This window comes from bacterium (assembly GCA_035307765.1).
GTDB lineage: Bacteria > Sysuimicrobiota > Sysuimicrobiia > Sysuimicrobiales > Segetimicrobiaceae > Segetimicrobium.
Genome location: DATGHU010000034.1, coordinates 260,021 through 279,191, shown reverse-complemented (window position 1 = coordinate 279,191; position 19,171 = coordinate 260,021). Strand labels below are relative to the sequence as shown.

The window sequence follows — 19,171 nt, the reverse complement described above, 5'->3', positions numbered from 1 at the left end:
AGGTGCTCGGTGCGGATCGATCGAGTCCAGACATTTGCGGTGAAGATCCCCTATCACGATCGCTTCGGCGGCCACACGGCGCGCCCCGCCCGCTTTCCCGGAAGCGAGTACTACTTTGAAGAGGACTGGCGGGAAGTCTACGCCGACCGGACGGAGTCGCTGCTGGTGCGGATCGACACCGACCAGGGCCTGCACGGGTGGGGCGAGTGCCAGGCCCCCATCGTGCCTGAGGCCGCCCAGGCCGTGGTCGACCGTCTCCTCGGGCCGATGCTGCTCGGGGCGGACCCCCGCGATGTGCGCGCCCTGCGTGATCGGATGTATCAGAGCATGAACGTGCGCGGGCATTTTACCGGGTTCATGGTCGATGCGATCAGCGGGCTGGACATCGCCCTATGGGACATCGCGGCGAAGGCGGCCGGGACCCCGCTCGCGGCGGCGATCGGCGCCCCGCTGCGGGACCGGCTGCCGGCCTACGTCTCCGGGCTGCGCGCGCCGACGGTGGAGGACCGCGCCGCGCTGGCCGCGGAGTGCTTTCGGGCCGGGTACGCGGGCGTCAAGCTGTATCTCGGCCACGGTCTCGACCCCGACGTCGCGCAGGCAGCGGCCGTCCGCGACCGCGTGGGCTCGGGCGCCCGCCTCGTGGCCGACGCCTTCTGGGTCTACTCGATGGAGGAGGCGGTGCGGCTCGGGGGGCGGCTGGCGGCGCTCGGCGTGGAGTGGCTGGAATCTCCCATCGAGCCGGAGGATGTCTTGGGGCACGCCCGTCTGGCGAACCAGCTCGATCTCCCGGTGGCGGTCGGTGAGGCCCTCCGCACGGGCCACCAGTTTGCCGACTGGCTCAGGCAGGACGCCCTTGACGTCGCGCAGCCCGACATCGCCCGCTGCGGGATCACCGAGGGCTGCCGCATCGCCGAGCTGGCGGCGGCGTACCGCCGCCCCGTCGCCCTGCACCTCGGGGTGTCGTTGGGGGTGGCGATGGCCGCCACCTGGCACGTCGCCGCGACGCTCCCGCACTTTCTGATCCAGGAGCACCATCCGCCGATGCTGGAATTGACGAACCGCTTCATTGCTCCGCCGCTGCGGCTGGACCGCGGATCGCTGATCGTGCCGGCGGGCCCCGGCCTCGGCGTCGACGTGGACGTCGCCGCGCTCGCCGAGTACGTGTCCGGCCGGGGCGAGGTCAATCGGGTCCGGGCGTGAGTCCCCCCGCCGCACGCGGGGCGGGAAGCCGGGCGGCGGAGACGCCGCCTTGGGAGTGGGAGGCCGACAGATGCCGGCGACGCTGCAGGGTGTTGTGCCGATCGTTGCCACCCCGTTTGACGCTCGTGGGGAGCTCGATCTCCCGAGCCTCCGGCGGCTCGTCGACTACCTGATCGATGCGGGGGTGCACGGACTCGCGGCCCTCGGGGTCGCGGGAGAGATCTTCGCGCTCACCGACGGAGAGCGCCGGACGGTCGCGGAGACGGTTGTGGCGCAGGCCGCCGGTCGGGTCCCCGTGGTGGTCGGCGCGAGCCACAACAGCGCGGAGGCCGCCGCCGTGCTCGCCCGTGATGCGGCCCGCGCCGGCGCGGCCGCGCTCATGGTCATGCCACCGTACTTCGTCAAGCCGACGGCGCAGGCGCTGCACACCTACTACACCACGGTCGCGGACGCGGCGGGAATTCCGATCATGATCCAGGACAATCCGGGATGGACCGGAGTGACGATCCCCGCCGACCTCATCGTCCGGCTGGCGGATCATCCGCTGATCCGGTACGTCAAAGTCGAGACCCCGGCGCCGCTGTCGAAGATCAGCGAGCTGCGTCGTGCCGCTGCCGATCGGCTCACCCTTCTCGGCGGGCTGGGGGGAAATTGGTTCGTCGAGGAACTGGCGCGGGGCGCGCGCGGCACGATGCCGGCCGCGATCATGCCCGGCGTCTACGTGGAGATCTGGACCCACTGGCAGGCCGGTCGTGCGGTGGAAGCCCGCGTGCTCTTTCACCGATTCCACCCCGTGATCCGCCTCACGAATCAGCCCGCGGTCGGTCTCGCCCTGGTCAAGCACTACCTCTGGCGCGCCGGCGTCATCGCCACCGCGAGGGCGCGCAACCCCCTCCCGGTGCCGAGCGCGGAGGATCGCGGCGACCTCGACCGCGTCTGCGCCGAACTGGGGCTGCTCCCGCCCGCTCCCTAGGCAGATCCCTTCCGGGGCGTCGCCGTCCAGGCGACGGTGCGCCGCGGCGAGATCTTGATCACCGGGTTGTTCTCCAGGCGCATCGCCCGATATTGGCGGTACTTGCGCCGAAGCAGCGTCAGGGCGCGCAGGTAATCGCGGCCCTCCGCGATCATCTGCGCCGTCCCCGTCATCAGGACGAAGCCGAGGCGTCTCCAGTCCTCCTCGTAGTGATCGATCACCAGGGCCACTTGGGGATTGGCCTCGATGTTTCGGACCCGCCGCAGGCGGCGGGGAGCCGCACGCTTGGGCTTGTCGTCGATGGCGATGTAGACGGCAGCGCCGTCGAAGGCGAAGCAGACGGGGACGACGTGGGGCTGGCCCTGCGGGTCCGCCGTCGCGAGCCGGCCGACCCGCGCCCGGCGGAGCATGCCGGCCGCCGTGCGCGGCCGTGCCGCTACCCGGCGTACGACCACGGGGTGTCCGACAACGCGAGCGGGCTCGCGGCGGGATCCCGCACCCCGCAGGCGACGATCTCGGCCACGAAGATCGTGTGATCCCCCCGCCGGACGGCATCGGTGACGCGCGCCTCGAACCACGCCGGCAGATCGGTCAAGATCGGAGCACCGGTTGCGCGCCCCCGCTCGAACGCGTAGCCGCTGATCCGCCCCGCCGCCACCACGGAGGTGCGGAAGAAGGCGGAGGCGATCTCCCGCTGGTCGGCCCCCACCACGTTCACGGCGAACGTGCTACTGCGATCGACGACGGCGTGCACGTGGCCGTCCCGGCGGACGCCCGCCATGACCAGCGGGGGGGTAAACGACGCCTGCGACAGCCACGTGATCGTGCCGGCGGCCAGATCGTCGTCGGCGGCGGAGGTCAGGACGTACAGGCCGTAGGTGATGAGCCGCAGGACCTGTTTTCTGGCCGCGGGGTCGATCGCCGGACGCTCCCCCGGATTGTTCAATCCCATCGCACCACCTATCATGAGGAAAGGCTCACGCCGGAAGAGTTTACGCGGGAAGGCGGGCGGGTCCTTTCTCCTGGCCCCGCGGCAAAGGGAGGAGCGCGCGATGCCGGTTTCGTTCGTGACGTTGGACGGCTCGGAGGGGATCTACATCCTGACGCTTCGACGGCCCGACGCGCTCAACGCGCTGAACAGCGGGCTGTGCCGGGACATGCTGGACGCGCTGGCGCGGGTCGACCAGGACCCGGGGGCGCGCGTCCTCATCCTCACCGGCGAGGGGCGGGCGTTTTGCGCGGGGGCAGACCTCCTGGAGCGGGAGGGGGCCGCGCTCGAGGCGATCTGGGCCCACAACCGCCTGATCTTCCAGATCCCCCTGGGGCTGGAGCGGATGGCGGTGCCGACGATCGCCGCGGTCAATGGCTACGCGCTCGGCGGCGGATGTGAGGTGGCGCTGGGGTGCGATCTCCGCTGGGCCGCCAGCAGCGCCGAGTTTGGGTGTCCCGAAGTCGCCCGGGGGATCGTCCCGGCGGCCGGCGGGACGCAGCGCCTGCCGCGACTCGTCGGGTCGTCCCGAGCGATGGCCCTGATCTTGAGCGGCCGGCGGATCGGCGCCCAGGAGGCTCACCGGATCGGACTCGTCGACGCCGTCGTCGCCCCCGAGGACCTCTCCCGGGCGGTCGGCGAGACCGCGCGGATCATTGCCGCCAACGCGCCCCTCGCGGTGCGCGCCGCGAAACGGGCGATTCGGCATGGGCTGGGGGCGACGTTGGAGGCCGGCTTGGAGTTCGAGGGGCAGCTGCAGCGCATGCTCTACGCCACCGCCGACTGCCAGGAGGGGATCGCGGCCTTCCGGGAGCGCCGCGCGCCGCGCTGGGCCGGGCGGTAGGGGGCCTACCCGCCCCCCGCTCCGCGGCCCACGGTGAAGCCGATAATCAGCATCACGAACACAATGGCCGCGATCAGCGTGTAGAGCCAGTCCCTCTCGATGGCGAACGAGACGACGGAGGCGCCCACGGTCAGGACGGGGGTGGCGATCAGCAGCAGGATCCCGGCGTCCATCACAGCCTGCGGGACGGGGGGCAGCAGTTGGCTCAGGACCGCGTGCACGGAGGTCAGGTCTGTGCTCTCCGCGGTGGGGACGCGCGGGATGGAGATGAGGGCCTGCGGTCCCGCCTGAGCCAGGAGGAGCAGCAGGCCGAGGACGATGGTGGCCGCGGACAGGATGACCCCGTACCGCAGCAGGGCGCTCACGACCGGCCGCATCCCGTGCTCGGCGGGCTCGTCGTTCGGCACCCCGCCCGACCCGCCTGCCATCCTCATCGGAGCCCGAGCCCCCTCACGATCATGCTGACCGCGACGACCGCCAGGATCGGGATGAAGAGCTTGCGGATCGTGGTGTTTCGCAGGTGGCCCAGGATGCGCGTGCCGACCCAAGCGCCGCCCAGGACGCCCAGCGCGACGGGCGCGACCACGAGCGGATAGACGTCGCCGCGGGCGAAGTAGACTCCGGCGCTGGCGGCCGCGGTGACCCCGATCATGAAGTTGCTCGTGGAAGTGGACACCTTCATCGGCAGCCGCATCGCAATATCCATCGCCAGCACCTTGAACAGCCCGCTGCCGATCCCCAGGAGCCCCGAGAGGACCCCGGCGAGATACATCATCACGCCTCCGGGGATCACCCCCGTCGCTTCGTACGGCACCCGCTGGCGAAGCGCCTGGTCGTAGTAGTGGCCGGCGAACCGGAGGCGCGCGGCGAGGGGATCATGCGGGACCTCGCCGGGCAGTTCCAACTTCAGCCGCCCGAGTAGGGCGATCGCGGAATAGGCAAGGAGAATCCCGAAGATCACATACAACAACCGCGGCGACACGTGCCCCGCGGCGAACGCACCGGTGAACGCCCCCAGGACGGTCATGACCTCAAGGGCGATGCCGATCCTGAGATTGGTGAGGTGGTCCCGGATGTAGGCGGCTGCGGCGCCGCTGCTGGTCGCGATGACGGAGACGATGCTCGCCCCGATCGCGTAGCGAATGGGGAGCTTCAAGACCAGCGTGAGCGCCGGGACGATGAATGTCCCCCCGCCCAACCCCAGGACCGCCCCGGCGACGCCCGCCCCCGCCGACATGATCAGGATCAAGAAGAACATCTGCGCGCTCCCGCGGCGCCTGCCGAACACATGCTGATGCGGATTCTAGGCCGCGGAGGGCTCTCCTTTTTCCCTGTCCACGCCGCCCGCGGCTCGGTCCGCCGCCGTGCGCCCGCGGCATCGTGCGCTCGCCGGCATGATCCTCCTTGACACCCGCCGCCTCGCCCCTATCATGGGGCTGATATCCGGGCGAGGGCGGAACCGCGCGCGAGGTGATCGACACCGTGGACGAGAGATTGGTGCTTGAGCGATTCGACGCGGAGCTTCGGATCCACCCCGTGCCCGAGCGGAGCGTCCGCTTCGAGACGATCGGCGGCATCGTCCGCGCGGTGGGGGAGTATGCGGGCATCGTCTATTGGGAATTGACCGAGGCCGATGCGGATCGTGCCATCGATGAGCAGGTGGCATACTACGCCTCGCTGGGGCGAGCGGTTGAGTGGAAGGTCTACGGTCACGACCGGCCCCACGACCTGGGGGACCGTCTCGCCGCGCGCGGGTTCGAGCCCCGCGCGCCCGAGACGTTGATGGTGTGGGACCTGGCCGGGGGCGTGCCGTCGGCGTCCTCGACTCCGGACATCGCGATTCGCCGCGTCCGGGATGAGGCCGGCCTCCTCGATCTGGTCGCCGTCGCCTCCGCCGCGTTTGGGCGCGACCTCCGCGCACAGGATGATCGGTTTCGCTCCCGCCTGGACGATCCAACGCTCGGCCTTTTCGTGGCGTACGCCGGCGTCGTGCCCGTGGCCGAGGGACGACTGGAGATGCCCCCCGGGCGGTCCTTCGCCGGGCTGTGGGGCGGCGGGACGCTGCCGCCGTTCCGTGGCCGGGGGATCTATCGGGCCTTGGTGGCCGCGCGGGCGAGGGAAGCCGCGGGGCGCGGCTTCCGGTACCTCACGGTCGACGCAAGCGCCGCAAGCCGGCCGATTCTGGAACGGCTGGGATTCGTGCCGCTCGGCGCGATCACGGAGTGGGTTCGGCGGCCCGGTGCCGGCGTGGCCCCCCGGTGAAGCTCGGCCTCATCGCCGATATCCATGCCGGTCCGGATGCCGACACCCAACTCGGCAGCCACGCGCCGGTGCTCCTGGAGTCGTTCTGCGCGGCGATGCAGGCATTCCGGCCGGACCTCATCGTCGATCTGGGGGACCGGATCAACAGCGTCTCGGCGGCGGAGGACCGCGAGCGCCTGACGTGGATCCGGCGCGCTCTCATCCAGATCGGCGTTCCGGTGTTCCACGTCATTGGGAATACCGATGGCGGCCATCTGACGAAGGCGGAGTCGTTGTCGCTGGTCGGCCAGCACGAGGCCTATCAATGCATCGACCGGTGGGACCAGCGCATCGCCCTCCTCGACAGCCAGGACCCGCCGGTCGAGGGGGTCGGGGGTGAGATCGGTTCCGACCAGGTCGTCTGGCTAGCCCGGGTGCTTGAGGAAACCGGCAAGACCTGTTTGGTGTTCTGTCACCATCCGCTCGACGAGCAGGACCTTCGCGGCCACCGCTATTTCGCCGTGCGACCGGACCGGGCGTTGGTCCGAAACCGGGCCGAGATTCGGTCCCTGGTCGAGCGGAGCGCTCGGGTGATCGCGGCGTTCGCCGGACACCTGCACTGGACGCGCGTGTCGATGATCAACCGGATTCCCTACGTCACGCTGGGTTCGTTGGTTGACTGCGCCTATACCGCGGGCCGGCCGGCCGGGACGTTTGCAACCGTGGCGGTGCGTACCGGGGTCATTGACGTTCGAGTGGAAGGACTCCGCCCCGGCCACTTCGAGTTCACCCGGTGAGGGAATCTCGCCCGGGGGGGAGCCGGCCCCCTGCCGGCCGCAGATCGTGCGCCGAGGCTCGAAAGGCTACGATTCGCCATGGGCGAACGCGCACCGCTACCGGCCCATGTTATCCTCACGTTGCCGGACCCACACGGGTCTGTCGTCTGTCGATCCGGCCACACGAGACGTTGGTGTCGCCGTGATGCTCCCGGGCGCCGAATTCCCTTGAGATTGAACGGTGGGGGCTTCGTTGTGATTATCGGCCCCTGCGTTACTGTCGTTGCCGCCGCCGCCCATACTCCCGCCGGAGGCCCCTCCCGACATGCCGCCGGCCGAACCACCTGACGACATGCCTCCCGACGTGGCGAGTGCCCCAGACGCACTCATGGTCAACGCCCCGCCTACCAGCAGGATTGGTAGAAAATATCGCATCGCGCATCCTCCCACGCTGTTGCATGACATCTCGCCTGCCGTAATTGTGGTTCGGGATCTTGTCGTCGCCGTCATGTGAATGTATCACACCCGTAACACCTATGACCTCTCCCATCAAATCTTAACGCCGAGCACCTTCTGATTGGGTCCGCTCCGCGTGTCCGAAGGCCCCTGCAGTGCACGCGGGCTGCTCTGAACTGTTTTGCGTTTCAGAGCCGGTTATCGGTACGCCGCGTCATCAATCGAAACACGAAAAAACTCGCCGTCCGACTCAAACCGGTCGGTCCCGACGTAGTATCCAACTCGCAAGCGAGTCGGAATCGTGTACATACCGAACTGCTTTTCTTCCTCAACAACGCCACCGAAGTCCACATACCCGAACGTAAGCCCCCCGGGGTTGCTCCAGCGCGGAAGGGTGAGGGTCTTGAGCCTGCCGTTGCGGTCGATCGTGAGCGAGAGTTCTCCGGCTTCGCCATGGATCGTCAGGCTGGCGCGAGGGTGCAGGGCATCCTGTGCCGTCCACGTTACGCCCTCGCCACAGAGAACGGACGGCAACCATACCGACTCTGCCATGATACGGCCTGTTGCTGAGCGAGTAATGTCGGGACCGGACGCCCTCATCAGGGGGACAATCCCGAACAATTTCCACTGCATGGCGCCTTCGCCGTTCACGAGACGGTCGAATCCGCGAATAGGCATCCCGTTCATGCGTACGGTGGCGGTCCATATCATTCCCTGGCCCCAATTAATGACTTGCTCCGCCGTAAATGGACGCCACCGCCCAAGTTTCATCTCCCCGTGCATCCGCAAGCGGACTGCCGACGCGAGCGACGCGCCAGGGGCAATCGCGTGCTCAAGATAGCATCGCGCCGCTTCCGTCAGCCCCGAGAGGTGGCCGGGGCGAAAGGGGCGCTCGCCGGATGGCACCAACTCCCAAAGTCCGTTGAGGGAGGGGTCTCTCGTCATGGTTATCGCACCCGGTGGCGCTGCCGGTGTCCCACCTGTTGGAACCTTCGCCCGGCCGCGACAATGTCCTCACGAACCGCACGATCGCACGGGACTTGGAGGTGCACGCCGTCCGGCAGGCGGACAATCCTCACGGTTCCAGCGTGGGTGTCCTTCCGCCACTGAATAATGGGCACCTGCGACAGTCCAATGCCGCACGTTGCGAGCTCCCACCACTTTTCAGTGCGAGTGACCAGCGCCATTCGCCGCCGTACGCATAGAGCCGTGTGATCAATCAACGCCTTGACATCGGCGAGGTGCGGTGCTTCCGTAGCCGATCGTACGGATGAGCCCGTGCCGGCCCGCTTTGCAAGTCTGCAGGGTGCACTCGGAATAGTTGGCCGTAGTTGGTTGAGGAGAAACGACTCGATCGCGCCGCGGACATCGGCTTCCTTTACGGATACCTGCTCGGTAATCTCGACTGGGACGCTTGGGATTTCGGTGTCTGGTGCCCCCAGCGAGATTCGAACTCGCGTTCCCTGAACCCCCCGACCTGCCAGAACCCAAGGAAAACAAGCCCCCGCGCGATGATCCCTAAAGTAACGGCCGCCCCGCTTGCACTCATTTTGCACTTGTTGGAGAGTCCCGGCAAGCATGCTTGTCGCGGAGGGAGGATGCCTCCCCGCAGGTCCCTTCTCTCGGGGTGCTGGATTGACGATGGGCGTGGCGAATCTCTCTCGGGAATGCCACACGGTGCTGAGGTGACGAGGTGGCCAATGGGCGCTGGTCGGATGCGGTAGACCTGATTGTCTTGGGGAATAGACCTAAGTCTGAGCTGCGCGAGTGGGATGAAGTCGGGAAGCGAGCCGCAGATGCGGCGCGTCTGGCTGTGGGTGCAGAAGACATATTCACTTTCGAGCGCGGAGTGATGGCGATCCTCGGCGTGCTCGGAGAAACACGCACGTTTTCGCCTTTCTATCTCGAGTTCCCGGATCCGCCGGCGAATCTCGTAGAGGAGCAGGAGTGGTGGTTTCGAGGAATGCGGGCCGTCTTTACCATGCTCTTGTCCTTGATGGATAATGGCAAATCGGGGAGCCCCCGAACATGACGAAGCGTAAACCGAAGCGACTGGCGGGGGTGGATCGGCTCGCCTTGGCGGAGATTCAGGCCGCCTCCATCGAGCGGAGTACCCAGCTTGGCCGACCCCTGACCAAAAAGCAAGAATCCTGGTGGAGCCCTGATCTTGCAGCGGTCCTTCAGCGGCGACATGCGGTGCGCGGTTATGCGATCCGAGGTCGCTTCCTCCAGCGAGCGCAGACCGATGATCGGCTATCTGTCCAGGCACTGGCGCTTAAAGTCGTGGAGACGCTCGATGACCGTCTGCTCGGAAAGCCACAGGCCGTGATGCCCACCAATTCCCATGTTACCGTCGTCCTAACCGGCGGCATCGACCCCTCGCGGTTGCCAGAAGGTCCGGTCAGGCCCCTGAGCAAGCCCGTAGTGGACGTGTCGCCCCCGTCCCGCTCGCTTGACGCCCCTCGGAGGGTGCCTCATGCGGCGAGAATCGATTCTGAGGGCCGTGGGGAGGTATCCGAATAACCTCTCGGGTCCTCGTTGATCCCAAGCGCTGCGCCGACGCGGGGGAAATGGCCCAAAGTGGTCGTCCTAGTGCGTCCCCCCGGTCATCCCGCAAGGTACTCCCTCCGCGCTGGTGCGCGGTCTGCCGCACCCCCATCTTCGCGACACGCGCCTCCCGTCGGTTCTGCTCCCATCGATGCGTGATGCGGGCCGTTCGCGCTAGACGCCGCAGGGAGCGGGAAGCGGCCCGAGCCCAGACCCAGACGATGCTCCAACCGCTCCGTGACCGGGAGGCCGAACTCGCCCGTTCCCTCATCCGCCAGAACCTCGAGAGCCGCGATTCCCGCATCCGTTCCGTAGCCCGCAGATTGGCCCAGAAACATAGGCTCGCATAAGCGGTTGTCAAGATCCTCTCGGGCCCTTGGTCGGAGCGGTTGAGGGGCGTTTATCAAGGCGTAGCGGGGCGTTTCGGGGCGGCTGGGAAGGTACCATCTGTTGCGGTCACTCAGCCGGCAGGAATATACTCCTCCACAATGGGCAATCTGCTCCAAACCGCCTCAACCGGGGGGCTCAATCGTGCAATTTGCCCTGCCAGGGTTCCACCTGCGGGTCGTAGCGGTGGTTCGGGTGGGAAGCACGACAGCGCTGATTACGGGGTTCTGCGATACCTCGAGCGGGATCATCGAAGCGGACGGGGCGTGTTACCGGAGGGCCCAGGTGGTGACCATCCGGCACGCCCCGAACGGGGACGGGGGTTCGCGGCTCCCGCTTGGCGAGGTCACTCAGTCGATGGTGCTGCTCCTGGCGATGGGGGGCATGAGCGGTCGGGATCTGATGAAGTGGGCCCGGGTCGGGTGTGGACCGTGGCAGGAGATACCTGTAGGGCTGCGGCCGTCTCCCGAAGGCTCGGCGGAACCCCTGTCTGTTGATAGTGGGTCTGGAGCACAGCGAGCACCTGCGCTTGCCGATCGGTAACGTCTCTCAAGGCTGCGCTGACATTTGCCCCCACAACCGTCGCTCAGGTACAGGGAACGTTTCTTAAATAGCGACACGGGCCTAAGAGATAGAACTCGAACAGGTTGGCGGCCGGGCGCATCACGCCAATGTCGAACACGTGGTTGAAGAAGGCGAATCGCTCATCGAGCTGAATGATGAACCACAACCCTAGGATGTCATACAGTAACTCCCGCGTCTTGATCTGCGTGTCGACTGTCTGATCCGGTGCCCCCAGAATCGACCGGACCTGCGCCTCGGTGTAGCCGATATGGAGTCCCCCCTGCGTAACGTACCGGGTGTCGTTCTGCGCCCACATCCGCTCTATGATGCCGTTTGGCGAGACGAAGGCCCCAATGCCTGAGTTCTCGGGGGGTTCGAACCACAGCCACCTATTACCCCCTCCATCCGGATCCGGTGAAGCCGCTTTGGCGGGGCCCAGGTAGGACAAGGCACGTTTAATCGATCCCCCAAGCCTGACATGACCGATACCTTTGCCGGGAGAGATCAGGCATGAACTTGTGTCAGGCGTGTAGACAATTCCATATGGGGGTGGTCCCTCAATCAGCACTGCGGGAGCAGCTTCTGAGACCAGGCAAGTTGCTGGTGCTGCTAGTGCATCCCGAGGATGTGCAATCGGGTTAAAGGCAAGCTGAGGGGCAAGCAGAAGCACCAAGATGACCGCAAATGCAACCCTTGGCATGTTCCACATCCCTTGCCACAACGACCACCATGGCCCACAAAGAGATCTTTTCGGGACGCCCTTTGCTAGCATCGAACACCTTGCTAGACAAGGGCCTTCGAGGTGTCGTTTACGTTACCTTTTTGGGCCAGCAGCCGACCGACCGTGCTGCGGCCGACGCCTAGGACCCGAGCCGCTTTGCGCCGGCTCATCGTGCCGTTCTCGATCAATGGCTGAACCCGCGTCCATTCCCCGTTCACGGCTCGAGGCCGTCCCAGGCGCTTGCCCTGCTGCTTCGCCCTCGCCATTCCCGCCCTGACCCGCTCAGCAATCAGTGACCGCTCAAACTGCGCGAACGTGGCGAGGAGGTTGAACACGAGCTCGCCCTGCGGGGACGTCGTATCCGCCCACGGCTCGGTGTAGGAGCGGAGGCCGATGCCCCACCGGCGCAGGTCCTCGAGCGTCGTGCTGGCGTGGAGGACACTCCGGAAGGCCCGGTCGAGTTTCCACACGAGGACGAGATCGGTCTTGCGCCTCGAGGCGGCTTGGAGCACCGCCTGCCATTGGGTCCGGCCGCGGAGGTCGGTGGCAGAGGCGCGGTCTACGAACTCGCCGGCCAGCGTCCATCCCTGCGCCGCCGCGAACTCCCGAAGTGGGAGCAGCTGCGTGGTCGGGTTCTGATCCTTATCGGAGGTACTCACTCTCGCGTACAGGGCAACACGCATGGGCACACCTCGAAAAAGGCCTCGTCACGAGTATACGTGCTCAGCCCCTTCGTGGTCAATACGTGCTCAGGGTGATATACTCGTGTGTGTGGCGATCCCACCGGATTTCTCCGCGTACGGTCGCAAGGGCGCAAGGATGCGACTTCGGAAGCTCTCGTCCGAGCAGCGATCGAAGATCGCTCGCCACGCCGCTCTGGTTCGTCACCAGCGGGCAACGAAAGAGGAGCGCAGCGAGGCTGCCCGTCGTGCGGTGCTGGCGCGATGGGCAAAGGCGAAAGGCAAGAGGAAGAGTCAGCGTTCTCGTCAGGCGTGAGTAGCCGGCGGCGTGACGACAGCCGGTTTGTGTGTGGGCAGCGGCGCACGAGAAGGGGGAGTTCGCATGACCTTCCAGGCTCATCTCATCCTGATAATCAAGGAACGCGGCTTCACCAATGCCGCGCACGTGGCGTGGGGGATTACCGACCGTCTCAGGAAAGCAGGGCATGAGGCCTATGTTGCGTCGATCAATCCGCCTAAGTCACTGGCGAAGCGTCCGCGGCGACGACCGAAGTCGCAGTCGAAGAGCAAAACCGAGTCCCCGTCCTCCTAGAAACGGGCACGTAACGGCGAGGCAGTGTGGTCCCGTTGATGGCGTCCTGACCATCGCGCCCGTCCTGGGGCGCTGGCAGAACATGAAGCGGGCGAAGCACCGTCGTTAGGCATGGGCAGCGTCCCCAAAGGAACGGCGGCATGGTACCCCCGCCCCCCCTGCCAGCACCTCGACGTACGGTTATGACGGCAAATTCAGTTTGAGGGCTAGGTTAACACTTGTTCGGGCGTGCGTCGGGCGATCACCCCCTAAAAGCGAGGGGATGCTGACTCCTGCCCGATAAGGTCCTGCAGAGCCGGGTCAGGGCCTGATAAGACCTCTCACTTCCCTTTGCGCTAGCCGATTGGTACCACATTTCGATTAGCGCGAACCGCAGATAGCGTCCTAAGCACACACTCCACGCTGAATTCAACATAGCAGCCCTCTCAAGATTGACCTCCCGGCGATGCCTAAACGTTGGCATCAGGAGGTTACCTGCATCAAGTAAACGAATCCCGAATCGGGTGGAACCTTCTAAATGAAGGATTGTCAGGTGTATACTGAGCGTAACTAAAGAACCCAAAATACGAATCTCAATTCTATAGATCCTTGCGCTCGAGAGGGGGTCGTGTGACATGCGAGGCCGGATCGCCGGATCGGTTTTCGTATTGATTACCCTAGTGGCCGCCTATGGAATCGTGCATACCGGCCTGACACTTGCCGCCGGTGGTCAGACAATCCAAATGACGGCTTGGACCATTGGCCCCGATGAACCGTCGTATTACCGACGGGATAACCTGCTTAGTGCCGTAGACGCACTAAACAAGCAGTTGGCGGCAGAAGGCTCTGCGATCCAGGTCAAGCTGGACGCGACCTTCACGACAGGCGGAGGCGAGGCGTGGGGCGCCTACAAGCAGCGGTTTGTGCTTGCGGCCCAGTCGGACAAGGCCCCGGACATCATCGGCAGCGGCCATGAGGACATCGCCGCCTGGGCGGCGGCGGGTTATGTGGTTCCGCTCGATGCCTACGTAAAGAAGTACCCGGAGTTCTCCGACGTCATCCCGACGCTGTGGAGCGCCACCAAGTTCAACGGGCAAATCTACGCCATTCCTCAGGATGTCGAGGCACGCCCGCTCTATTTCAACATGCCGCTACTCGCCAAGCTCGGGTGGTCACAGGCGAGGATCACCGGCCTGCCGAAGGCGATCGAATCGGGTCAGTTTTCCCTCTATGATATTCTCCGGATGGCGAAGGACGCGCAGGACAAGGGGCTCGTCCCTGCGGGGCACGGCTGGTGGATCCGTCCGATCAATGGCCCCGACTACTACATGTACTACGAGGCGTTTGGCGGGAAGATGCAGAACGCGGAGGGGAAGCTGCTCCTCGACTCCAAGGCGCTGCACGACGAATACCAGTTCTTCTACGACGCCGTCTTCACGTACAAAGTCACCCCGAAAGACATCATCGGCACCGACTGGAACAGCTGGCACGAGACCTTCGTCGGAAAGGACGTGTTCTTCAGCCAGTGTGGCACTTGGTGCTGGGCGCAGTGGACCAAACAGTACAAGATGCCCGCGGATGAGCTCTGGAAGACCTACGGGTTCGCCCTCGTCCCCCCGGGACGACAGGGGGGCAAACCGGTCACCCTCAGCCATCCCGTGGTCTACATGATCAGCAAGGCCTCGCAGCATTCAGACTTGGCGGCCCGCATCCTGGCCCTGGCCACCACCCCGCAGCTTAACGCGAGACACGCGGTGACGAGCGGCCACCTCGCGGTGCTCAAGGACGAAGCGCGGGTCCCCCAGTATGCGCAGGACATGTTCGCGAAGGATACCTTCTATATGCTGGGCTTCACTACGTTCCTCCCGAACAACAAGGACTTCGGGTCGTACGATCAAGCCATCTGGCAGAGCCTGTCGGCGGTGATCGCCGGGCAGATGACGCCTGACCAGGCCGTCCAGACGGCGATCCAGCAGATGAAGACCAACTTGGGGACGAACGTCGTCATTCAGTGACCCTGCCGACCGAGCGCGCCATCGAGGCACGGGGTGCGGCGCGGGGATCCTTCCTCCGCCGCACCCTTGCTGTCGGCGGATATCCCGCGTTCTTCCTGGGGCCGGCCGTCGTCGTCGTGCTCCTGTTGTTCCTCGTGCCCGCCGTGCTCACCGTCGTCATCAGCCTTACCAATCTGAGCGTCGCCACCGGCCTGCACAAGTACCGCTACATCGGCATCGGCAACTACGCCCAGATCACCCACAGTCCGTGGCTGGTCCTCGTGTTGAAGAACACGATGATCTACATGCTCTCCACGCTCTCGCTCTTCAATGTCGGACTGGCCCTCATGCTCGCCCTCCTGACCGCGCACCTATCGGGACAGGCACCCGGCGTGTTCCGGGTCCTGTGGATGCTACCGCGGATCACGCCGTCCGTCATCTACGCCCTCATGTGGCGGTGGTTCGCCGCCCAGCCACCTTACGGGACCCTCAGCCAGATCCTGGGATGGGCCGGCGTGCCGGGAGCCAACTGGATGAACGTCCACCCTTGGGCCTTCATCGTCGCGCTCAATGGGTTCGTCGGCGCGTCCTTCGGGATGATTATCTTCTCCTCGGCGATCGCAGCGATCCCGCACGACCAGTACCTCGCCGCCGACGTGGACGGGGCGTCGCCCTGGCAGCAGGTTTGGCGCATCACCCTGCCACGTCTCCGGTGGCCGATCCTCTTCGTAACGGCATACCAAACACTGTCCCTCCTGACCTCGTTCGAGTATATCCTCCTCACCACGAACGGTGGCCCGGGATTCTATACCACCGAGGTGTGGTCGCTGTACGCATTTCATTTGGCGCTCTCGAACTACTTCGGGAACACGCAGTTCGGCCTCGGCGCGGCGTTGGCTGCGGTGCTGGTCGTGCTGGGCCTAGCGGCCTCAGCGATCTACCTCCGGCTGTTCCGTTTCGGCGAACTCGTCGCGGCTCCCAAGATCGAGGTGAACTAAGTGACCGAGACCGCCGCTCCCCGAGGACGCTGGGGAATCATGCTGAGCCTCGTGGTTTTGTCGGCGCCGATCATCTTGATGTACAGTTGGCTGCTGGTTGCATCGTTCAGCGTCCGCATCACCGGCCTGGTTCCGCATGGGTTCACCCTGGAGAACTGGCGGTTCCTGGGGAGGGCGCTCCCGAACGAAGCCAGCATCTGGACGACGACCCTGAACTCGCTGCTGTTCGCATTCGCCGTCGGCATCCTCGAGGTGCTCATCGGGTCGATGGCCGCCTATGCCCTCTCGCGTCTGAACTTCGCGGGCCGGGGCGTGGTCTTGTCCTCCACCATGGTGCTGCACTCGTTTCCCAGCGTGACCCTGCTCATCGCGATCTTCCTGGTGCTCCGGTTCCTGGGGTTGTACGATCGGCTGGCGGGCGTCATCCTGGTCAAACTGGCGCTCGATCTGCCACTAGGGATCTGGATCATGAAGGGGTTTTTCGACAACGTCCCGTGGGACATCGAGATGGCTGCCCTCATCGACGGCTGCTCGCGCCTCCGGATCTGGTGGCGCGTTATGGTGCCCCTGGTCAAGCCTGGGCTCCTGGCCTTCGGGATCTTCGCCTTCCTGAGCGGATGGAACGAATTCTTACTCCCCTACGTGCTGTTGCCGAGCCAGAACTCCCAGACGCTCTCGGTCCTCATGGCCAGCCTCGCCAGCGAGGAGCGCTTCGCGGACTACGGGCTCGTGACGGCAGTGAGCGTCTTCTACATCCTGCCGGCTGTGCTGGTTTTCGCGCTGACCCAGAAGTATCTCCTGAACATCTTCTCGGGGGGAGTGAAGGGCTGACGTGCAAGTCGCTCTGGAACACCTATCCAAGCGGTTTGGAGCCGTGACGGCGGTCGACGACGTCTCCCTCACCGTCGGAGAGGGCGAGTTCCTCGCCTTGCTCGGCCCCTCGGGATGCGGCAAGACGACAACGCTCTTCCTCGTGGCGGGCCTCTATCGTCCGTCCTCTGGCCGCATCCTGTTCGGCGACCGCGTGGTCAACGACGAGCACCCGCAGGAGCGTGGCATCGGGCTGGTCTTCCAGAGCTACGCCCTCTACCCTCACCTGACGGTGTTTGAGAACATCGCCTTTCCCCTGCGGGTCAAGCGCATCAGGGCCGGCGAGGTGGCCCGTCGGGTATGCGAGGTTGCGGAGATGGTCGGCATCACAGAATGCCTCCCACGCCGGCCTGGACAGCTCTCGGGCGGCCAGCAGCAGCGGGTGGCATTGTGCCGCGCGCTCGTCAAGGCGCCTGCGGTCCTCTTGCTCGACGAGCCGCTGTCCAACCTGGACGCCCGTCTCCGCGAGGTGACCCGAGCCGAGATCAAGCGACTCCAGAAAGACCTCGGGATCACCACGGTCCTCGTCTCCCACGACCAGGCGGAGGCGCTGGGGATCGCCGACCGTGTCGGGGTCATGCAGAGCGGCAGGCTGGTGGCACTCATGACGCCCCGAGACCTGTACGAACGGCCTCCGTCCCGCTTCGTGGCCGATTTTATCGGGACCCCCCCGATAAACTTCCTGCCGGTCACGGTGGCGGACGGATGCCTGGCTATCGGGGACGGAGTTCCCAGGCCCCTCCCTCGGCCGTTGCGGGCCGGCCGCTACGACCTCGGCGTTCGCCCCGAGCACCTGACGGTGGCTGCAGACGGCGACCTCGTGGGGGAAGTGATCCTGCTGGAATCCCTGGGGCGGGAAACGTTGATCCACGTGAAGTTCGCGAAGACGCGCCTCAGGGTCCTGGCCGGTCCGGACGCCCCTGTCACGCTCGGCCAGCCGATCCGCCTCCGCCTGGCCTGGGAGCACATCCTCCTCTTTGAGGCCGAAAGCGGGCAGGCCGCCTTGCCATGACCGCCCGCCGCCGCAACGCCCTCGTCGTCCTGCTGGACAGCCTGCGCTACGACTTTACGGGCTTCAATGGAAATCCGTGGATCCGCACGCCCCACCTCGATGCGTTCGCCCGGCGGGCCACCGTGTTCGATCGCGCCATCGTTGGCTCGTACCCCTGCCTGCCCTGCCGCCGGGAGATGTGGACGGGACGCTATGAGTTCCCGTTTCGGGGCTGGGGCCCGCTCGACAGGGACGACGTTATCTTTTCGGAGATTGCGCGCGATGCCGGGTACACCACGATGTTCATCACCGACAACTACCTGCTCTGCTATGACGACGGAAACTATCAGCGCGGCTTCTGTTGGGACCTGATCCGAGGCCAGGAGCACGACGACTGGATCACCGATCCCACAATCCCGATCGCGTTCCCCTGCCGGCCGGACAAGCTCCGCGATCCCTACGGGCGGGTGGCGCAGTACTTGCGGAACACCGCGGCCCGTCTCGGGGAAGAGGACTACTTCGCACCCCAGGTTATGCGGCGCGCGATAGCATGGTTGGAGCGGAATCGGACCCTGGACGGCTTCCTCCTATGGGTGGACTGCTTCGATCCGCACGAACCGTGGGATCCGCCTTACCCTTACGATGAAATGTACAACCCAGGCCATGAAGGGGAGCACGTGATCTATCCTGCCTACGGCCTCGCGAACCGCTTGGGCCGCGAGGACCTGGCCGAGTGCCGGGCACTGTACGCTGGAGAGATCACGATGGTCGACCGCTGGGTGGGACGGTTGCTTGAGAAGGTGGCGGACCTTGGACTCATGTCGAACACCCTGGTGGCCGTGATCACCGACCACGGGTACATGTTCGGCGAGCACGGTCTCCTCGGGAAGCCTTGGGCACGGCTTGCGGAGGCCAACCTGTACCGTGAGGTCGCGCACCTCCCGTGGATCATCTATCACCCGGAAGGGGCGGGTGCAGGCGTCCGCTGCGACGCGCTCATCCAACCCGTCGACCTGTTCGCCACCCTGCTCGCCTGGTTGCGGCTTTCGGGGCCACCCGGGCACTCGAAGAACTTACTCCCGCTGATCGAAGGACGTACTCGGCGCATCCGGGAGCACGCGTTCTGGGGGCGCTTCGGCGAGGCCATTAACGTGACCGATGGAGAGTGGGAGGCGTTCTTCTGGCCGGAGGAGGCGCCGTACCGTGACAGGCTCTACCACATCGCTACCGACCTGGCGGAGTCGTCGGATCTCTTTGACACCGACCCTGTAGCGCTCGCGCACCTTCGATCTGTCGCTGAGGCGTGGCTGCGCGCGATCGGCGGACCAGCGCTCAAACACCGTTCTTACGTGCCCGACCACGTGTAGATG

20 protein-coding genes are annotated in these 19,171 nt (G+C 65.6%); 13 read left to right on the top strand and 7 right to left on the bottom strand.

Annotation, left to right across the window (positions count from 1 at the left end):
• Window positions 1-9 precede the first annotated feature (9 nt).
• Both VKV57_12220 and VKV57_12215 read left to right on the top strand, forming a co-directional pair.
• A complete protein-coding gene (locus VKV57_12220; GenBank protein ID HLW60674.1) occupies window positions 10-1,200 on the top strand; it encodes a mandelate racemase/muconate lactonizing enzyme family protein in 1,191 nt (396 codons plus the stop codon).
• Window positions 1,201-1,270: 70 nt separating this feature from the next.
• Complete coding sequence (locus tag VKV57_12215) at window positions 1,271-2,173, top strand: dihydrodipicolinate synthase family protein (protein ID HLW60673.1); 903 nt, start codon at window positions 1,271-1,273, stop codon at window positions 2,171-2,173.
• Here the strand turns inward: VKV57_12215 and VKV57_12210 are convergent.
• Window positions 2,170-2,583 carry a TIGR03668 family PPOX class F420-dependent oxidoreductase gene (locus tag VKV57_12210; GenBank protein HLW60672.1) on the bottom strand — a complete coding sequence of 138 codons (414 nt, stop codon included), beginning with the start codon at window positions 2,581-2,583 and terminating at the stop codon, window positions 2,170-2,172. The two genes, VKV57_12215 and VKV57_12210, sit on opposite strands and share 4 nt — an antisense overlap.
• Window positions 2,584-2,609: 26 nt before the next feature.
• Window positions 2,610-3,125: a flavin reductase family protein gene (locus VKV57_12205; protein ID HLW60671.1), complete on the bottom strand. Its 516-nt coding sequence runs from the start codon at window positions 3,123-3,125 to the stop codon at window positions 2,610-2,612.
• A gap of 100 nt (window positions 3,126-3,225) precedes the next feature.
• On the opposite strand from VKV57_12205, the gene VKV57_12200 reads away from it, so the two are divergent.
• Window positions 3,226-4,005 carry an enoyl-CoA hydratase-related protein gene (locus VKV57_12200; GenBank protein ID HLW60670.1) on the top strand — a complete coding sequence of 260 codons (780 nt, stop codon included), beginning with the start codon at window positions 3,226-3,228 and terminating at the stop codon, window positions 4,003-4,005.
• A 5-nt stretch (window positions 4,006-4,010) separates the two neighbouring features.
• On the opposite strand, the gene VKV57_12195 is transcribed toward VKV57_12200, so the two are convergent.
• Both VKV57_12195 and VKV57_12190 read right to left on the bottom strand, forming a co-directional pair.
• Entirely contained in the window at window positions 4,011-4,439 is a 429-nt protein-coding gene (locus tag VKV57_12195) for a DUF1634 domain-containing protein (protein HLW60669.1), read from the bottom strand.
• Window positions 4,436-5,263, bottom strand: a complete 828-nt coding sequence (locus tag VKV57_12190) for a sulfite exporter TauE/SafE family protein (protein HLW60668.1) — start codon at window positions 5,261-5,263, stop codon at window positions 4,436-4,438. Before VKV57_12190 ends, VKV57_12195 begins: the two co-directional genes overlap by 4 nt.
• Window positions 5,264-5,487: 224 nt before the next feature.
• On the opposite strand from VKV57_12190, the gene VKV57_12185 reads away from it, so the two are divergent.
• Together VKV57_12185 and VKV57_12180 are read left to right on the top strand one after the other, a co-directional pair.
• Window positions 5,488-6,267 (top strand): GNAT family N-acetyltransferase, encoded by a 780-nt coding sequence (locus VKV57_12185; GenBank protein ID HLW60667.1) that lies wholly within the window; start codon window positions 5,488-5,490, stop codon window positions 6,265-6,267.
• Window positions 6,264-7,043: a metallophosphoesterase gene (locus tag VKV57_12180; protein ID HLW60666.1), complete on the top strand. Its 780-nt coding sequence runs from the start codon at window positions 6,264-6,266 to the stop codon at window positions 7,041-7,043. Before VKV57_12185 ends, VKV57_12180 begins: the two co-directional genes overlap by 4 nt.
• 633 nt (window positions 7,044-7,676) lie before the next feature.
• Here VKV57_12180 and VKV57_12175 read toward each other — a convergent pair.
• Window positions 7,677-8,423 (bottom strand): DUF6544 family protein, encoded by a 747-nt coding sequence (locus VKV57_12175; protein HLW60665.1) that lies wholly within the window; start codon window positions 8,421-8,423, stop codon window positions 7,677-7,679.
• A 748-nt stretch (window positions 8,424-9,171) separates the two neighbouring features.
• Here VKV57_12175 and VKV57_12170 point away from each other — a divergent pair.
• Both VKV57_12170 and VKV57_12165 read left to right on the top strand, forming a co-directional pair.
• Window positions 9,172-9,510 (top strand): hypothetical protein, encoded by a 339-nt coding sequence (locus VKV57_12170; protein HLW60664.1) that lies wholly within the window; start codon window positions 9,172-9,174, stop codon window positions 9,508-9,510.
• A gap of 1,046 nt (window positions 9,511-10,556) precedes the next feature.
• Complete coding sequence (locus VKV57_12165) at window positions 10,557-10,955, top strand: hypothetical protein (GenBank protein HLW60663.1); 399 nt, start codon at window positions 10,557-10,559, stop codon at window positions 10,953-10,955.
• 43 nt (window positions 10,956-10,998) lie between these two features.
• On the opposite strand, the gene VKV57_12160 is transcribed toward VKV57_12165, so the two are convergent.
• Together VKV57_12160 and VKV57_12155 are read right to left on the bottom strand one after the other, a co-directional pair.
• On the bottom strand, window positions 10,999-11,424 hold the full coding sequence (locus VKV57_12160) for a hypothetical protein (protein ID HLW60662.1): 426 nt from the start codon (window positions 11,422-11,424) through the stop codon (window positions 10,999-11,001).
• A 335-nt stretch (window positions 11,425-11,759) separates the two neighbouring features.
• Window positions 11,760-12,380, bottom strand: coding sequence for a recombinase family protein (locus VKV57_12155; GenBank protein HLW60661.1), 621 nt, complete (start codon window positions 12,378-12,380; stop codon window positions 11,760-11,762).
• Window positions 12,381-12,759: 379 nt separating this feature from the next.
• Here VKV57_12155 and VKV57_12150 point away from each other — a divergent pair, with 379 nt between their 5' ends.
• The 6 genes from VKV57_12150 to VKV57_12125 all read left to right on the top strand — a co-directional run bounded on the left by VKV57_12150 (window position 12,760) and on the right by VKV57_12125 (window position 19,168).
• Window positions 12,760-12,969: a hypothetical protein gene (locus VKV57_12150; GenBank protein HLW60660.1), complete on the top strand. Its 210-nt coding sequence runs from the start codon at window positions 12,760-12,762 to the stop codon at window positions 12,967-12,969.
• An 809-nt stretch (window positions 12,970-13,778) separates the two neighbouring features.
• Window positions 13,779-14,963 (top strand): extracellular solute-binding protein, encoded by a 1,185-nt coding sequence (locus VKV57_12145; GenBank protein HLW60659.1) that lies wholly within the window; start codon window positions 13,779-13,781, stop codon window positions 14,961-14,963.
• Window positions 14,960-15,940: a sugar ABC transporter permease gene (locus tag VKV57_12140; GenBank protein HLW60658.1), complete on the top strand. Its 981-nt coding sequence runs from the start codon at window positions 14,960-14,962 to the stop codon at window positions 15,938-15,940. Before VKV57_12145 ends, VKV57_12140 begins: the two co-directional genes overlap by 4 nt.
• Window positions 15,941-16,771, top strand: a complete 831-nt coding sequence (locus VKV57_12135) for a carbohydrate ABC transporter permease (protein HLW60657.1) — start codon at window positions 15,941-15,943, stop codon at window positions 16,769-16,771.
• A gap of 1 nt (window position 16,772) precedes the next feature.
• Window positions 16,773-17,822, top strand: coding sequence for an ABC transporter ATP-binding protein (locus VKV57_12130; GenBank protein ID HLW60656.1), 1,050 nt, complete (start codon window positions 16,773-16,775; stop codon window positions 17,820-17,822).
• Complete coding sequence (locus VKV57_12125) at window positions 17,819-19,168, top strand: sulfatase (GenBank protein HLW60655.1); 1,350 nt, start codon at window positions 17,819-17,821, stop codon at window positions 19,166-19,168. The genes VKV57_12130 and VKV57_12125 overlap by 4 nt, the downstream gene beginning before the upstream one ends.
• Window positions 19,169-19,171: the final 3 nt, after the last annotated feature.